The sequence below is a fragment of the Chryseobacterium sp. 2P genome, assembly GCF_059579425.1.
The window spans coordinates 2827462-2842918 of sequence record NZ_CM184194.1; the positions used below are offsets into that span (position 1 = coordinate 2827462).

A 15457-nucleotide genomic window follows, 5' to 3' on the forward strand; every position below is an offset into this window, starting at 1 on the left:
AAATAATGATTTCAAATGATATTAATTATTTATTGAATACTATTTGTTGTTGTTGTAATTGGAAATTTCATGTTTTGCGTGACAGGAATTTTCCCGACTGCAACCCTAGTCCTGATTGCAGCATTTGTTTGAGCTCATTTTATAGTTTTGGCTTTGGGGGCGCGGCTTCGCCGCGCCCCCAAAGCCAAAACTATAAAATAGCGAGTGCGGAAAGCAGGAAATAACTCCTGATTAAATAAAGAATTTAAAAGAATAAAAATTCTAAGGAGAAGTTTTCAATATCCACAAAAAAAGCCTCCCGAAATCGGAAGACTTTTATTCTTATTTATTGTAGTATAAGTTATTTTGAAGCAAGTACTTCTTTGTTGGTTGTTGATTTACCATGTACTTCATCTTCTTTTCCTGTTTTCAGGAAGTCGTAGGCAATTGCGGATGCCACGAAGATGGATGAATACGTACCGAAACCAATACCGATTAACATGGCAAACATAAATCCTCTAAGATTATCTCCACCGAAAATGAAGATTGCCAGAATTACAAGAATTGTTGTAAATGAGGTGTTGAATGTTCTACCCAAAGTACTTGAAATAGAATCATCAAATAATCCTGCTAATGTTAATGATTTCTTCTCTCTTAAATATTCTCTGATTCTGTCGAAAATAATTACGGTATCGTTAATTGAATAACCCAGTACAGTAAGAATCGCAGCAATGAAGTCCTGATTGATCTCCATATTGAAAGGCATATACTTGTGAAGCAATGAATATGATCCCAAAATAATGATCGCATCGTGGAATAATGCAGCAACCGCACCCAAAGAGAACTGCCATTTTCTGAATCTTAGTAAAATGTAGATAAAGATAATTCCTAAAGCTCCTAAAACAGCGTAGATACCGTGAGTCTGAATATCATCAGCTACAGAAGGTCCAACTTTCTCAGAAGAAATAATTCCTGCATGCTCTTTATCTGCAGATTTGAAATCTTTCAACGTTGTTCCTGCAGGTAAGTTTGATTTTAAACCTTCATATAATTTTTGCTCAATTACCTGATCTGCTTTTAAAGATTCGTCTTCGATAAGGTAATCTGTAGAGATCTTTACCTGGTTGTTGCTTCCGAAAGTTTTAGCTTCAACAGAAGAGTTTTTACCGTCTTCCGTTTTGAATAAAGCGACTAATTTGTCTTCAACATCTTCCGCTTTTACATCTTTATCAAATCTTACCACATAGTTTCTACCACCTGTAAAGTCGATACCGTATTTGAAACCGTGTGTTGCAATTGAAATGATACAAGCAATCGTTAAAACAGCTGAGAAAATGTATGCATATTTTCTTTTCCCGATAAAATCGATCCATGTGTTTCTGAATAGATTTTTCGTTGCCGGAGTCCATACAGAAAGTCCTTTTCCTTTAGACAGCCTTGAGAAGATCATTACTCTTGAAAGCAATACGGACGTGAATAAGGTCATTGCAACCCCGATCATCAAGGTCAATGCAAAACCTTTGATAGGTCCTGTTCCGAAGAAGAACAATACAACAGCCGTTAAGAATGTAGTTGTGTGACCATCGATAATCGCATTCAATGCGTGTTTGAAACCATCTTTATATGCTTCAAGAATACTTTTTCCTGCGAATAATTCTTCTTTTGTTCTTTCGTAAATGATAACGTTTGTATCAACAGCAACTGCCATTGTTAAAACGATACCCGCGATACCCGGAAGCGTAAGCGTAAAGTCGCCCGAATCCATAATACCGAAAATATAGAATAAGTTGATGATCATGGCAATTACTGCATAAACACCTGCTCCACCGTAGTAGAAAATGATGTAAACGATAATAATCGCAAAGGCAATCATGAACGACATTAACCCTGCATCAATCGATTCCTGACCTAAAGACGGACCAACAACCGTAGCCTGAACTACTTTTGCTCCTGCCGGTAATTTACCCGCTCCTAAAACGTCAACCAGTTCTTTTGCTTCCTCCTGAGAGAAGTTCCCAGAAATCTGAGTTCTACCATTTGGAATAGCACCTACAACGTTCGGCGCAGTGTAAACTCTGCCATCAAGTGTTACAGCAACAGGTTTTCCAACGTTTTTCTCTGTTAATGTTTTCCATTCTTTAGCTCCTTTAGAATCCATCTGCATATCTACCACTACTCTGCTCAACTCATCATAGCCGATGTTTGCACTTTCTACAGCACCATCTACCGGAGCTTTCTGGTTGATATTTCCTCTGATGGCATATAATACTAAGCTTTCAGCATCGGAAGCTTCCGGCTTATATCCCCACATAAACTGGGTATATTTAATGTTTGCAGGACGTAAAGACTGTGCAACTTTGCTGTTTAAAATTTTGTTTACAACAGCGGTATCAGACAATTTTACGCTTCCTACAGCACTTTGGCTCATAGATTTTCCACCCTGCAAGATATTCATCAAGTTTACATTTTTTGCAACTCCCATAGAATCTCCTTTTGCAGCGATCATGGTAGCTAATGTCTGGAAATAAGGATAAACCTCAGGAGATTGCTGTACTTCCCAGAACTGAAGTTTTGCAGAAGTCTGAAGCATTTTCTTTACTTTATCGATATCCTTCATCCCCGGCATTTCAACAGAAATCCTTGCAGTTCCCGGAACTCTCTGAACGTTCGGCTGGATGGCTCCAAGCTTATCAATTCTGGTTCTGATTACCTCAAAAGCGGTTCCTACAGATGCATCGATCTTTCTTTTAACAATTGCTTTTACCTGATCATCAGGCGTGTTGTACTTCACTTCAGTAAGCGTTGTATTTCCGAAAAGTTCCGGATCTGCCAACTTCAGGTTTGTACCCTTGTTTTTGTTAATTGCATCGAACTGATCGAAGAAATTGTCGATGTAAGCTTTTGTAGAATTCTTCTGAACTTCATCTGTTTTGTTTAAAGCCTCAATAAGGATCGGATTTGTAGAATACCCTGTAAGATCATTCACAAGATCTCTCTGGTTGATTTCCAAAAGAACGTTGATCCCCCCTTTAAGGTCAAGACCAAGTTTCATTTCCTTGTCTTTGGCTTTTGTGTAATAAAGTTTAGTGAATCCCAGATTCAGAGTATCCTTAGAAAGTTTTGCAATTTCTTTCTGATACTTCTCCGGATTGTCTCCTGCAATAGCAGTCGCCTGCTTTTCAATTTTGCTGGCGTACCATGTTGGTAATAGCTCATTTAAGCAAATTAACCCTAGTACAATAGCAACAATTGTAATAAGTCCTTTTCCTTGCATTTTGTTATAACTACGTTAAATTAAGTCGGCAAATATAATCATTTTCTTGTATTTTATGAATTTTTAACAACAGAAATCGTTTATTTTCAGATATATCGGCATTCTTATTTTCATTTAAGATTTAATAATTATTTCGTGGTATTTTAATGAATTTTTCAATGGTTCATTGGTATGGAATTTTCATTCAGATTTAATACACTAAATATCAAAATATTATGAAAAAACTACTTTTTTACGCAGGTATTTTTTCTTCTCTCATCCTGAATGCCCAAAGCATTACTCTGGAAGAATTTGCGACCGGGTTTACGGCACCCGTAGAAATTGCCCACGCGAACGACAGCCGGATGTTTGTTGTTCAGCAAAACGGAATCATTAAAATCTTACAATCGGACGGAACAGTAAATTCTGCTAATTTTTTAAACATCAGCTCAAAAATCACTTACGGAGGCGAAAGAGGACTTCTCGGACTGGCCTTTCACCCGCAATACCCTTCAAACGGGTATTTTTTTGTGTATTACAATGATACCAGCGGAAATATTACCGTAGCCAGATATACCAGAAGTTCCACCGATCCTGATGTTGCCGATCCTGCAAGTGAAAAAATTATTCTGAATCTACCTAAACCTTTTGATAACCATAATGGCGGAAGTATTCATTTTGCACCGGACGGATATTTGTGGATCGTTACAGGCGATGGCGGAAGCGGCGGCGATCCAAATAATAATGCCCAGAATAAAAATTCTCTCTTGGGTAAATTACTGAGGTTGGATATTAATTCCACAGGAGCCTACAATATCCCTACCGGAAATCCTTTTGTAGGAATTGACGGAGCCGATGAAGTCTGGGCTTACGGATTAAGAAATGCATGGAAGTTTAATTTTGATACCGTTTCAGGTAATGTAATGATTGCGGATGTGGGACAGGGACAAATTGAAGAAATCAACAGAATGCCTTTAACACAGGCAGGAATTAATTACGGATGGCGGTGTTACGAAGGCAACAATACCTACAATACGACAGGATGCGCCGCACAATCAACAATGACTTTTCCAGTTGCAGCTTATGATCATTCGGGAGGAAAATGTTCGATAACGGGAGGTTATGTTTACAGAGGGACACAGTTTCCGGCGCTACAGGGAAGATATTTTTTTGCAGATTACTGCTCCACGCAGATCGGCAGTCTGAATTCCGATGATTCGATCACGTGGACTTCTGCTTTTTCAGGCAATAATTTTTCAACATTCGGCGTGAATAATCAGAATGAGCTTTTTGTAGCTGCTGTTACTAGCGGTAAGATTTTCAGAATTACGACTACCACTTTGGGAGTTCAGGAAAATGACCTTTCAAACCAAATCAAGGTTTACCCTAATCCTGCTTCGAAAAAGGTTTTCATCGAGGGTGTAAAAGATAAAAACACAACAGTTGAAATCATCAGTTTTGAAGGAAGAAAGGTTTTAGAACAGGGAAAAATTGAAAGTGACAACAGCGTCAATATTTCGGGGATTCCTGCAGGAGTTTATTTTATCAACTTAAATTCAGGAAATGAAAAATCTTACAGCAAAAAAATAATAATTAAATAAATTTCAGACAGCTAAAAAGCCTCACTTCAAAAATGGACTGAGGCTTTTTGATTTATTTAAAAAATATTATATCGTCATCGAGAAAATTCTCGTTTCCGGTTTGTTTCTCATCATTCTGAGATCAAAAACCATTGCTACATTTCTCGTAAAGGCTCTTCCTTTTTCTGTAATCTGGATATGATGACCGTTAATTTCCACCAACTCATCATTTTCCATTTCTTTCAGCATCTCAAATGCATTTTCAAGCTCCGGAAAAGAATTATTGATGTCAAAAGTGGTTTCCAACTGACACATCAGGTTCAGAATATGTCTTCTTACCGTAAGATCTTCATCATTCAGAATATGACCTTTCACGACAGGAATTTCTCCTTCTTCCACCATTTTCTGGTATTCTTCCACGGTTTTTATATTCTGGGCAAAAGCATACCATGAATCTGAAATAGCAGACATTCCCAAACCAACCATTAACTGAGTTTTACTTGAAGTATAACCCATGAAATTCCTGTGTAATTTCTTCTGAATCAGAGATTGGTACAAATCGTCATGTTCCAGAGAAAAATGATCCATTCCGACTTCGATATAGCCTAATTCTTCCAGTAATTTTTTACCGTCTTCGTACAAACGGCGTTTTTCTTCACCACTTGGCAAATCGTTTTCATCAAAACCTCTTTGTCCGACACCTTTCACCCACGGAACGTGCGCGTAAGAATAAAATGCCAATCGATCCGGTTTTAATTCCATCGTTTTGCGGATGGTGCTTTCCATAGCTTCCCAAGTCTGATGAGGAAGTCCAAAAACCAAATCATGACTGATTCCTCTGTAACCGATTTCTTTCGCCCACTCCGTTACTTCTCTTACTTTTTCGAAAGATTGAATTCTGTTGATCGCTTTCTGCACTTTCGGATCGTAATCCTGAACGCCAAAACTTACCCTTCTGAAGCCTAAATCGTATAAAGTCTGAAGATGTTCTTTCGTGGTATTATTCGGATGCCCTTCAAAAGAAAATTCCTGATGTTCGGCAATTTCTACGGTTTCAAAAATTCCTTCCAGTAAGGTTTTTAAGTTTTTCGGAGAGAAAAAAGTGGGAGTTCCGCCTCCCAAATGCAATTCCTTCAGTTTTGGTTTTTCATTAAACAGTTTAAGATAAAGCTGCCATTCTTTTAAAACACTTTCAAGATAAGGAATTTCAACGCTGTGTTGTTTTGTGATCCTTTTGTGACACGCGCAAAACGTACATAAAGCCTCGCAAAAAGGAAGGTGAATGTATATGGAAATCCCCTCTTCTGCATTACTTTCCTTGAATGTTCGGATGACACTCTGCTTCCACAATTCCGGAGTGAAAGAATTTTCATCCCAATAAGGAACGGTAGGATAAGAAGTGTAACGAGGTCCGGGAATATTATATTTATCGATTAAAGAATTCATTTTCTGTTTACAATTTTAAGGTGAACCAATATCTGGTCTCACAATGCAAAATTAACTATATCTGATGAATTTTGTATCATGAAATATATTAGTCGTTTTTATGAAATTTATAATGAGTCTAAATATTCAGAATTTAAATATGTTTAATCTAATTTCGGAATTAACCACAAAAGTGGCAAAAGACATCATACTGCATAATCAGAATATTCAAAGTGCTCAAAAGAATAAAAATCAAAGATTTTAAAAACTATTGTGAACTTTTTCATTTATAATTGTCAGCTTTAAATAAAAGTTTAGTTATCTTTTATATCTTTTGCGGTTAAATAAAAAGTTTAAACAGACTCCATATAAAAACATCAAAGATAAGTTCAAAAAAATAATCGTTTTTGGAATTTCTGAAGTTAAATTCTATTCTTTAGATTCAGAATTTCAATTTCATGACAGAAATTTTACCATTTCCTGCAAAAACAACAGTACTTTCATTGATCCACTGACAAACAAAAAAACCTTTCTCCTCCGAAATTTTCTTCCACGTTTTTCCGAAATCAGAAGAATAACTGATATGTTGATCTCCCACAGAAATAATCTCTTTTCCTTTGGAATTTGGTTTTATCTTCACACAGGTTGTGTATCCTGCATTTTGTCCGGAAGCCTGAATTTGCCATGTTTCGCCGCCGTCATTGGTTGTGGCGATATTGTTGATATTGGCTTCCTGTTTTTTGTAATCTCCGCCAACCGCGATCCCGAATGTATCGTCTAAGAAATCGATGGAGTAGATTCCCTGAGAAGATTCTCCCTGAATAATGGGAGTATTAAAAATTTTAAACTGATTATTCTTAAAATTAAATTTTAAAATTCTTGAAGCTTTTCCTCCTGTCGCAATCCATAAATAATTTTTGGTGGATGAAATATTGGTATTGCTCGCCGCAAAAGCTGCTTCTCCTTCATTTAATACAACATCATTTTTAAGCATAACCCACTTTCCGTTATCAAATTTGGCAAGTTTTAATTTACTGTCCTTATCTGCATCACTGAAGGTATAAGCCAGTTTATCATTCACAAAATGAAGCGCATCATAAAAAGCCGTTTTCACAGTATCTCTAAAAACCACTTCATATTTCAAGCTTTTTTTATCAATCTTAAAAAATTCAGCAGGACTTTCAATATTAATGGCATAAAACGATTTTTTATCCTGTCCCAATGTTCTAAACTGTAATTTCTTTTCAGACAGCCTGATCTGTTTTTGATTTTTTGAATTCTTTAAATCAACAAAACCAAATTTGGAGTCCGTTCCGCTATACCAGACTTTGTTATCGTAGATTTCAATAGCTCTGATGCTGATTTTATCGTTTAAAATAATCTTTGAACTTTCGATCTGTTGAGAAAATGTAAAAATCCCGGAGAATGACAGTAAAAATGGTAAAAGCTTTTTCATATTCACAAAAATAAAAAATCCACAGAATTCTGTGGATTTTATTTGATCTATTTATAAAATTTTAATCTAAATCAGGTTTTTCTAACGGCTCCTGCTCTGCTTTGAACGTTTCGCCATAACCCACTTTGTGAAGTTTACTGTTTCTTAAACTATAGGTAAAGTAAATGACTACACCAAGCGCTAACCAACCCATAGAAAGGTATTTTGCTTCGTGGCTTAAGTTCCAGATCAGATAAAGGTTGATGCAGATTCCTAATGTTGCGATTATAGGAAGTGCAGGAACTTTAAATGTTCTTGGCATATTCGGTTCTTTTTTTCTTAAGATCCAAACCGCTACGCAAACCATTGTAAATGCGAATAAAGTACCGAAACTCGTCATATCTGCCAGTTTACTAATTGGTGTAAATGCTGCTACGGTAGCAATGATGATTCCTAAAAGCATTAAACTTTTAGCCGGTGTTTTTCTTACCGGATGAACATCGCTGAACATTTTAGGGATAAGACCATCTTTAGACATTCCTAAGAAAATTCTGGATTGTCCCATAATCATTACCATCAATACGGAAATTAAACCTACAGTTGCTGCAATCGTGATGATGTATCCAGCCCAACCCTGTCCTGCGATTTCAAATGCATACGCTACAGGTGCTTTAATTGCATCCGGATAATTTCCATGAGGATCAAAGTCTGAATAGTGCATCATTCCTGTTAAAACAAGAGATACCAAAATATATAATCCTGTACAAACCAAAAGTGAAACAATGATCGCAAACGGAACATCTTTTTTCGGATTGATCGCTTCTCCCGCCTGTGTAGAAACGGCATCGAAACCTACATACGCAAAGAAAATTGCCGCCGCTCCGGAAATAACTCCCTGAATACCATACGCTTCCTTTACATTTTCACCTTCGTGAACCATTTTAGCAGCAGGAATGAAAGGATCCCAGTTATCTGCATTAATGAAGAATGCTCCTGCAATAATGACAAAAAGAACCGCAGAAACCTTCATGATTACGATAAGATTGTTCGCTTTTGCAGCTTCTTTAGTTCCTTTGATAAGAATAGAAATTACAAAAATTACGATAAGAAAAGCCGGTAAATTCATCGAAAAACCTTCTCCAGTATAACTTGCAGGATCTGAAGTAAGATAATCCGGAAGATGAAGACCGAACATTTTTAACAACTTATTAAAATATCCCGACCAGGAAACGGCTACTGTCATAGATCCCATCGCATACTCAAGGATGAGCCCCCAACCGATGATCCATGCAAATATTTCTCCCACAGTTCCGTACGCATAGGCATACGCTGAACCTTCAACAGGCAGGATAGATGCAAATTCTGAGTAACACAATGCTGCAAATACACAAGCAATTCCGGCAATAATGAAGGAAAGAGCCAATGCAGGTCCGGCATGATAATACGCTCCGGTTCCTGTAAGTACGAAAATTCCTCCACCAATAATAGCCCCGATTCCGATAGCTGTAAGACTCCATTTACCGAGTACTCTTTTGAGCTGACTGCTTTTCATATCATTTTCGAAAGCACTCATCGGTTTTTTGGTCCAAATTTTAGACATATTTTATTATTTATTAAAGATTTACGAAAATATAAAAAATTTAGAAACATTAACGTTTATTAATAATTTTTCCGTGTTAATTTTATATTCTGAAACTTAAAATTCTGATTTTCATAATATTTAAATCATTGCAAAGTAAGTGTTTTTTTACTTATTTTTGACCGCATGAATGTATACGATCTTTTCTTAAAACCCTATGAAACCTACTCTGCCACGCAGATTCTGCTGGAAGCATCCGCTACGGTATTCGGAATTTTAAGTGTTTATTTTTCCATAAAAAAAAATATCTGGGTTTATCCTACAGGAATTGTTTCAACTTTAATTTATGTGTATATTCTTTTCAATTTCGGGTTGCTCGGAGACTGTATGATTAATGTTTATTACACCATAATGAGCATTTACGGATGGATTCTTTGGGGAAAAAGTTCGCAGGATCATGTTCATGTGGAAGTAAGCTGGGCATCCAAAAAAGAATGGCTGTACGGAATTTTACTTTTTGTATTAAGCTTGGTTCTGGTAACTGTAGTATACTATTTCAAACCTTATATTGATAATCATTTTTCTATGAAAGGTGTAGATTTAGGTTTGTATCATTTAGACTGGGGAAACTGGCTGGATGTCATTACAACTTCTATTTTTCTTGTGGGGATGTGGTTTATGGCGAAAAGACGCATAGAGAACTGGATTTTCTGGATCATCGGAGACTTTATCTGCATTCCGATGATGATTTATAAGGAACTCGGAATCACTTCGGTTCAATATTTGGTATTTACTATTATGGCGATCCAGGGATACGCCAGTTGGAAAAAAAGTTATAAAGAAAAAAAGTACAATTAAAAACATGAAAAATTTATTTAAAATAGCGTTCAGCTTAATTACAATGGCAAGTTTAACCTCTTGTGCGATATATTCGGATCCATATGCCAACAATTATGGAGATCCTTATTATGATAACGGATATTACTATGCGCCTCAGGGATATTACGGAAACGGCGGATATTGGGGAAATGACGGATATTATTACAGAAACGACTACACATATTATTATGATAACGGGATGCCGTATTATTACCAGAACTATAATAATTCCAGAAGAAAAGTTTATGTTGAAAGAAGATCAGGATCAAACGGAACGACTTCCGCAAGACCAAACAATGGCTTCAGAGGCGGTGTAAATGACGGAACTTCAAACGGAAGCTTCAGACCGAACAACGGACAAAACACGAACCAGAGACCGAATAACGGATTCAGAAATCAACAACAGAATACGGTATCGCCACAGCCTCAGAATAACGGCGGATTCAGAAACAATTCCGGTAACGGTAATTCAAACAGCGGGTTCAGAAATAATTCCGGAAGCAATATGAATTCAAACAGCGGAGGATTCAGAAACAGTTCGGGAACTTCGACTCCTCAACCGCAGCAAACTTCTCCTCAGCCAACGAGAAGCGGAGGCGGATTCAGATAAAACCATTATAAATAAGGAAACGGACAGCTAACACTGTTCGTTTTCGTTTTAATTATAGTAATTTTGCAGTTTCAATTTTTAAAACAAACATTCTATTAAGAAATAAACATGGAATTTTATAAATATCAGGGTACAGGAAACGATTTTGTAATGATAGACAATCGTTCCGGAGAATGGGATGATCTTTCCATTGAAAATATTCAGAAGCTTTGTGACCGCCGTTTCGGGATCGGTGCAGACGGACTTATCAAAATAAACACAGTGAAAGGGTATGATTTTGAAGTCGATTATTACAACTCAGACGGCTCAAAAAGTTTTTGCGGAAACGGGGCGAGATGTTCTGTAGCTTTTTCTTTTTTTCTTGATATTTTTGAAGGCAGTTGTAAATTCACGGCTATTGACGGAGAACATATTGCCGAAATCCACAACGGAATCGTAAAGTTAAAAATGAGTGATGTACATACGATCTCCAATGACGGAGAGGATACGGTAATGGATACGGGTTCGCCACACTATGTGAAATATGTAGAAGATATCGTTAACTACAACGTTTTTGCGGAAGGAAACGGCATCAGAAATTCTGAAAATTATAGGGAAAAAGGCATCAACGTAAATTTTATGGAAAAAATTTCTGATGATGAGATTTTCGTAAGAACCTATGAACGAGGGGTTGAGGATGAAACCTACAGTTGCGGAACGGGAGTTACGGCTTCGGCTTTAACTTTTCTGCAAAATAACAATCTAATCTCTGTAAAAGTTAAAACTTTGGGCGGAAATCTGAAAGTATATGCTGAAAAAAACGGAGACACTTTTCAAAATATCTGGCTCGAAGGTCCTGCAAAGCAGGTTTTTAGAGGTAAAATAGACCTTATTTAAAAAAAATAAAACTTTTAATCACCATTTAAATGAAGAAAGCTATTCTTATCATCATCCTGCTTGTTTTTGTAGTAGGCGGATTTTTTGGATTTAAATTTTATAAAAAATATTACGGCAACAACATCAAAAAGGATGGATATGTTTTGATTCCTCATCAGGCAAATTTTAAACAAATCCTTGATTCTGCGGCAAAATACGTCGATAATAAAGAAGCTTTTGAAGCCGTTGCGAAAGAAAAGGATCTTGAAAAATATTTCAAACCGGGACGCTATCATTTCCAGAAAGGTTTAGGGAACGCGAATTTGGTTAATATGATTAAAGCAGGAAATCAGAGTGAAAACAGTTTCAGAATTGGTGATTTTGGGGATGTTTATCAGATGATCGGTAAAGTAACCAAAAAAACAGAACAGGATTCTTTACAGTTTGTAAACGAATTCAATTCAATTGCTGCCGAAAAAGGATATAACAATGCGGAAGATTTAAAAAAGTATTTTTTTATTGATACGTACAATTTTTTCTGGACGGTAACTCCGAAAGAATTTTTCAAAAAATTTGATGATCAGTACAATGAATTCTGGAACAGCGAAAGAAAGTCTAAAGAACAGCAATCCGGTTTAACGAGAGATCAGATTTATGCTTTGGCTTCTATTGTATACAAGGAATCGGGAGGAAAAAAGGATGAACAGAAAACGATTGCAGGATTATATCTTAACCGTTATAAAAAAGGGATGAAACTTCAGTCTGATCCCACAGTAATTTATGCAATCAACAAGCAGACAAATTTTAAGGAGCAGATCAAAAGAGTTTTTTATAAGCATCTGTCTACTCCATCGCCATACAACACGTATGCTAATAAAGGAATTCCTCCGGGACCTATTTGCGTAGTAGATAAAAATTCTGTGGATGCAGTGTTAAATGCAGAAAAGAACGATTATATTTTTATGTGTGCTGATCCTGCGAGATTCGGATACCACAAATTTACAGCAAGTGCAGAAGAACACGCTGTTAATGCTAAAGCTTATCAGGACTGGCTGAATTCAAAAAATATAAAATAATAATCATATTAACTTTTTTTTAACAATTCTATAACTAACATTTGGCTTTTTAGTCCGACATATACCTTACAAATAATAAATTAAACTTAATATTCTGAAATTTAAACAGATTAACAATTTCATAATATTAGGCAAAATCTTTTACGATTTTACACAAAAAATACCTTATGAATCAGACGGAAATCATTAACATTTTTACAAAGAAAACCTTAGGGCTTACTTTTGTACTTTCGGCAGCAGCATTGGCTTTTGCACAGGAGAAGGTCGGTATTTCCGGGTTGGTTGTCAGCAAGAATAACCAGCCCGTTCCTTACGCTTCTGTTACCTTCAGTAACAAGGCAAACAAACAGTTCAGTGATGCTACGCTTACCGACGAAAAAGGTCAGTACAAGCTTGATCTTGCTCCGGGAGCTTATGATATTACTATTGAAGCAATCGATTACCAGAAAAGTGTAGTTAACAAACAAATTACTGCGGCAGGAAACATTGGTGCTTTATCAATCGACCCTGAAAAAAGCGCTACCAATCTGAAAACCGGAGACATTCAGGGAGTTGTGATTACAGCTCAGGCTACGAAACCTTACAAGGTGGAACTGGATAAAAGAACATATGATCCGTCTCAGGATATTGTAAGTAAAGGGGGAAATCTTCAGGACGTCCTTTCCAACGTTCCTTCGGTTTCAGTAGACACAGACGGAACGGTTTCTATGAGGGGAAGCTCTAATGTAAAATTTTTAATCAACGGAAAACCTTCTGCTCTTCTGGGGATTGATGATGGAGCTAATGCTTTGCAGAGTATTCCGGCAGATCAGATTGAAAAAATTGAAGTAATTACCAACCCTTCATCAAAATTTGAAGCAAGCGGAACAGCAGGTATTTTGAATATTATTCTTAAGAAAAATAAGAAAACAGGCTTTAACGGAAGTGTTACCGGAACCGTTGGATATTTGCCGCAAACAAACCTTAATACCAATTTAAGCTGGAGAAAGGGAAACTTCTCATGGTTTCTTAATGGCGGAGGTGGTTATAGAGAATCTAAAAACACAAACAGAAGCGACGATTATTTCTCTAATGCTATTGCAGCAAGCGATTTTACGGAAAGACATCAAAATTCTGTAACAAACAGTAAGAATAACAATTACAACGCTTCAGCAGGAGTTGTATACGATATTTCTCCAAAAACTTCAATTAACGCCTCCGGTACGGTGAGAACTTTTGACAGCGAAAATGACGGAAATATTGACTACAGTTATTTTTATTTAAGTAATCCAAGTTCATCTTCTAACAGAAGAACTTTAGGCACAAATAACAATCTTGCTTTTCAGGGAGATTTTGGATTAGATCATAAATTTGACGATAAAGGTCAGAATTTATCCGTATCACTAAGTTTACAGAGCAACAGATCTTTTAATGATACCAATATTGATGAAACCAGAGATGGAATATTCAGTCTTAAGGATATTGTAAATCAGAACACTAAAAATAAAACGTTAATCGGTAAAGCAGATTACGAATTGCCGATTGGAGAATATTCCAAATTAGAGGCAGGATACAGAATAGACATCAATTCTAATGACTACAGCAATGATGTTCAGGAAAGTACAGCTTTAAATCCGACTTTATCATTTTTAAGACCTTACACCTATGACGCAACCTATAAAGAAACATTTAATGCTTTTTATTTGCAGTTTAAAAGTAAGATCGGAAAAATCAGCTATCAGTTAGGATTAAGAGATGAAATCTCTAATATCGATATTAATTATGCCAATTTATCTCCTAAGGATAAAACTATAATTACTACAAAAAATTATAACAATCTGTTTCCAAGTGTTTATTTAAGCTATGAATTCGCAAAAGACAATCAGCTTTTACTAAACTATGCGAGAAGAATTGATCGTCCAAGATCATTCTTTATGATTCCTAACCCGAATTATAGCGATAATCAAAATATTTTTGACGGAAATATTGATCTGAATCCTTCTTACGTAGATTCTTACGAGTTCGGTTACAGTATTTCTAAAAAGAAATTCACTATTAACCCGACTTTGTATTTCAGACATCAGACCGATGATACAAAAATGTTAGTTTATAATAAACTTGCAGAAGATGAAAATGGAAGCCTTATTATACCAAGACGTATTGAATCTCATACCAAGCCAATTAATTTGGGATCTGATGACCGTTACGGTTTAGATCTGAATTTTAACTGGGACGCAACTAGCTGGCTTAAATTTTTAGGTAATGTAGATTTATTCGGATATAATACCAAAGGCAGCACCTTGTATGACACATTCGACAAAAACGGAAATCCTATTCAGGCAGTTGCAGATTTTAACGGTAGTGGTTTTTCTACAAGAGCAAGACTTACCACAACTTTTAAAGTAGATAAAACTTTCAATTTCCAGATTCAAGGCTTCTACAGAGGAGGGCAGAAAACTGCTTATCAGGACAGAAAAGATATGTATGCCATTAACTTCGGAGCATCAAAAACGATTTGGGATGGTAATGGAACAATATCTTTCAATATTCAGGATATTTTCAATACGAGAGCAATGCAGGCTACAACATACACGGCAAACAGTATAAGAGATTCTTATATGCAGTGGCAGCCAAGACAATTTGCTTTATCTTTAACCTATAGATTCAAGCAAGGAAACGAAAAAGTAGAGCAGCCGAAACGTAAAAAAGACATCAACTCCAATGCAACCGGAGACGATCAGCAAGGAGGACCAATGTAATCCGCCTTTCATACAAACAGAAAATCCCGAAATTGAATTCGGGATTTT

10 protein-coding genes are annotated in these 15457 nt (G+C 36.3%); 6 read left to right on the forward strand and 4 right to left on the reverse strand.

The annotated features are described in order from the left end of the window. Positions 1 to 340: 340 nt before the first annotated feature. Positions 341 to 3253 carry a protein translocase subunit SecD gene (gene secD / locus AC52CF_RS12890; RefSeq protein WP_214589327.1) on the reverse strand — a complete coding sequence of 971 codons (2913 nt, stop codon included), beginning with the start codon at positions 3251 to 3253 and terminating at the stop codon, positions 341 to 343. Positions 3254 to 3468: 215 nt separating this feature from the next. On the opposite strand from secD, the gene AC52CF_RS12895 reads away from it, so the two are divergent. Continuing rightward, positions 3469 to 4833: a PQQ-dependent sugar dehydrogenase gene (locus tag AC52CF_RS12895; RefSeq protein ID WP_214589326.1), complete on the forward strand. Its 1365-nt coding sequence runs from the start codon at positions 3469 to 3471 to the stop codon at positions 4831 to 4833. Positions 4834 to 4899: 66 nt separating this feature from the next. On the opposite strand, the gene hemN is transcribed toward AC52CF_RS12895, so the two are convergent. From hemN to AC52CF_RS12910, 3 genes are all read right to left on the reverse strand, one after another. After that, positions 4900 to 6258: an oxygen-independent coproporphyrinogen III oxidase gene (hemN, locus tag AC52CF_RS12900; protein WP_076393548.1), complete on the reverse strand. Its 1359-nt coding sequence runs from the start codon at positions 6256 to 6258 to the stop codon at positions 4900 to 4902. Between the two features lie 421 nt (positions 6259 to 6679). Continuing rightward, positions 6680 to 7693 (reverse strand): WD40/YVTN/BNR-like repeat-containing protein, encoded by a 1014-nt coding sequence (locus AC52CF_RS12905; protein ID WP_496517232.1) that lies wholly within the window; start codon positions 7691 to 7693, stop codon positions 6680 to 6682. A 61-nt stretch (positions 7694 to 7754) separates the two neighbouring features. Next, positions 7755 to 9272, reverse strand: coding sequence for an APC family permease (locus AC52CF_RS12910; protein ID WP_214589324.1), 1518 nt, complete (start codon positions 9270 to 9272; stop codon positions 7755 to 7757). A 165-nt stretch (positions 9273 to 9437) separates the two neighbouring features. Here AC52CF_RS12910 and pnuC point away from each other — a divergent pair, with 165 nt between their 5' ends. From pnuC to AC52CF_RS12935, 5 genes are all read left to right on the forward strand, one after another. Then, positions 9438 to 10109 carry a nicotinamide riboside transporter PnuC gene (pnuC, locus tag AC52CF_RS12915; RefSeq protein WP_214589323.1) on the forward strand — a complete coding sequence of 224 codons (672 nt, stop codon included), beginning with the start codon at positions 9438 to 9440 and terminating at the stop codon, positions 10107 to 10109. 4 nt (positions 10110 to 10113) lie between these two features. After that, positions 10114 to 10740 (forward strand): hypothetical protein, encoded by a 627-nt coding sequence (locus AC52CF_RS12920; RefSeq protein WP_250902122.1) that lies wholly within the window; start codon positions 10114 to 10116, stop codon positions 10738 to 10740. 108 nt (positions 10741 to 10848) lie between these two features. Beyond that, positions 10849 to 11616, forward strand: coding sequence for a diaminopimelate epimerase (gene dapF, locus AC52CF_RS12925; protein ID WP_496517233.1), 768 nt, complete (start codon positions 10849 to 10851; stop codon positions 11614 to 11616). 29 nt (positions 11617 to 11645) lie between these two features. After that, positions 11646 to 12671 carry an endolytic transglycosylase MltG gene (gene mltG, locus AC52CF_RS12930; RefSeq protein ID WP_290265749.1) on the forward strand — a complete coding sequence of 342 codons (1026 nt, stop codon included), beginning with the start codon at positions 11646 to 11648 and terminating at the stop codon, positions 12669 to 12671. A gap of 167 nt (positions 12672 to 12838) precedes the next feature. After that, positions 12839 to 15409 (forward strand): TonB-dependent receptor domain-containing protein, encoded by a 2571-nt coding sequence (locus tag AC52CF_RS12935; protein WP_496517234.1) that lies wholly within the window; start codon positions 12839 to 12841, stop codon positions 15407 to 15409. Positions 15410 to 15457 lie beyond the last annotated feature (48 nt).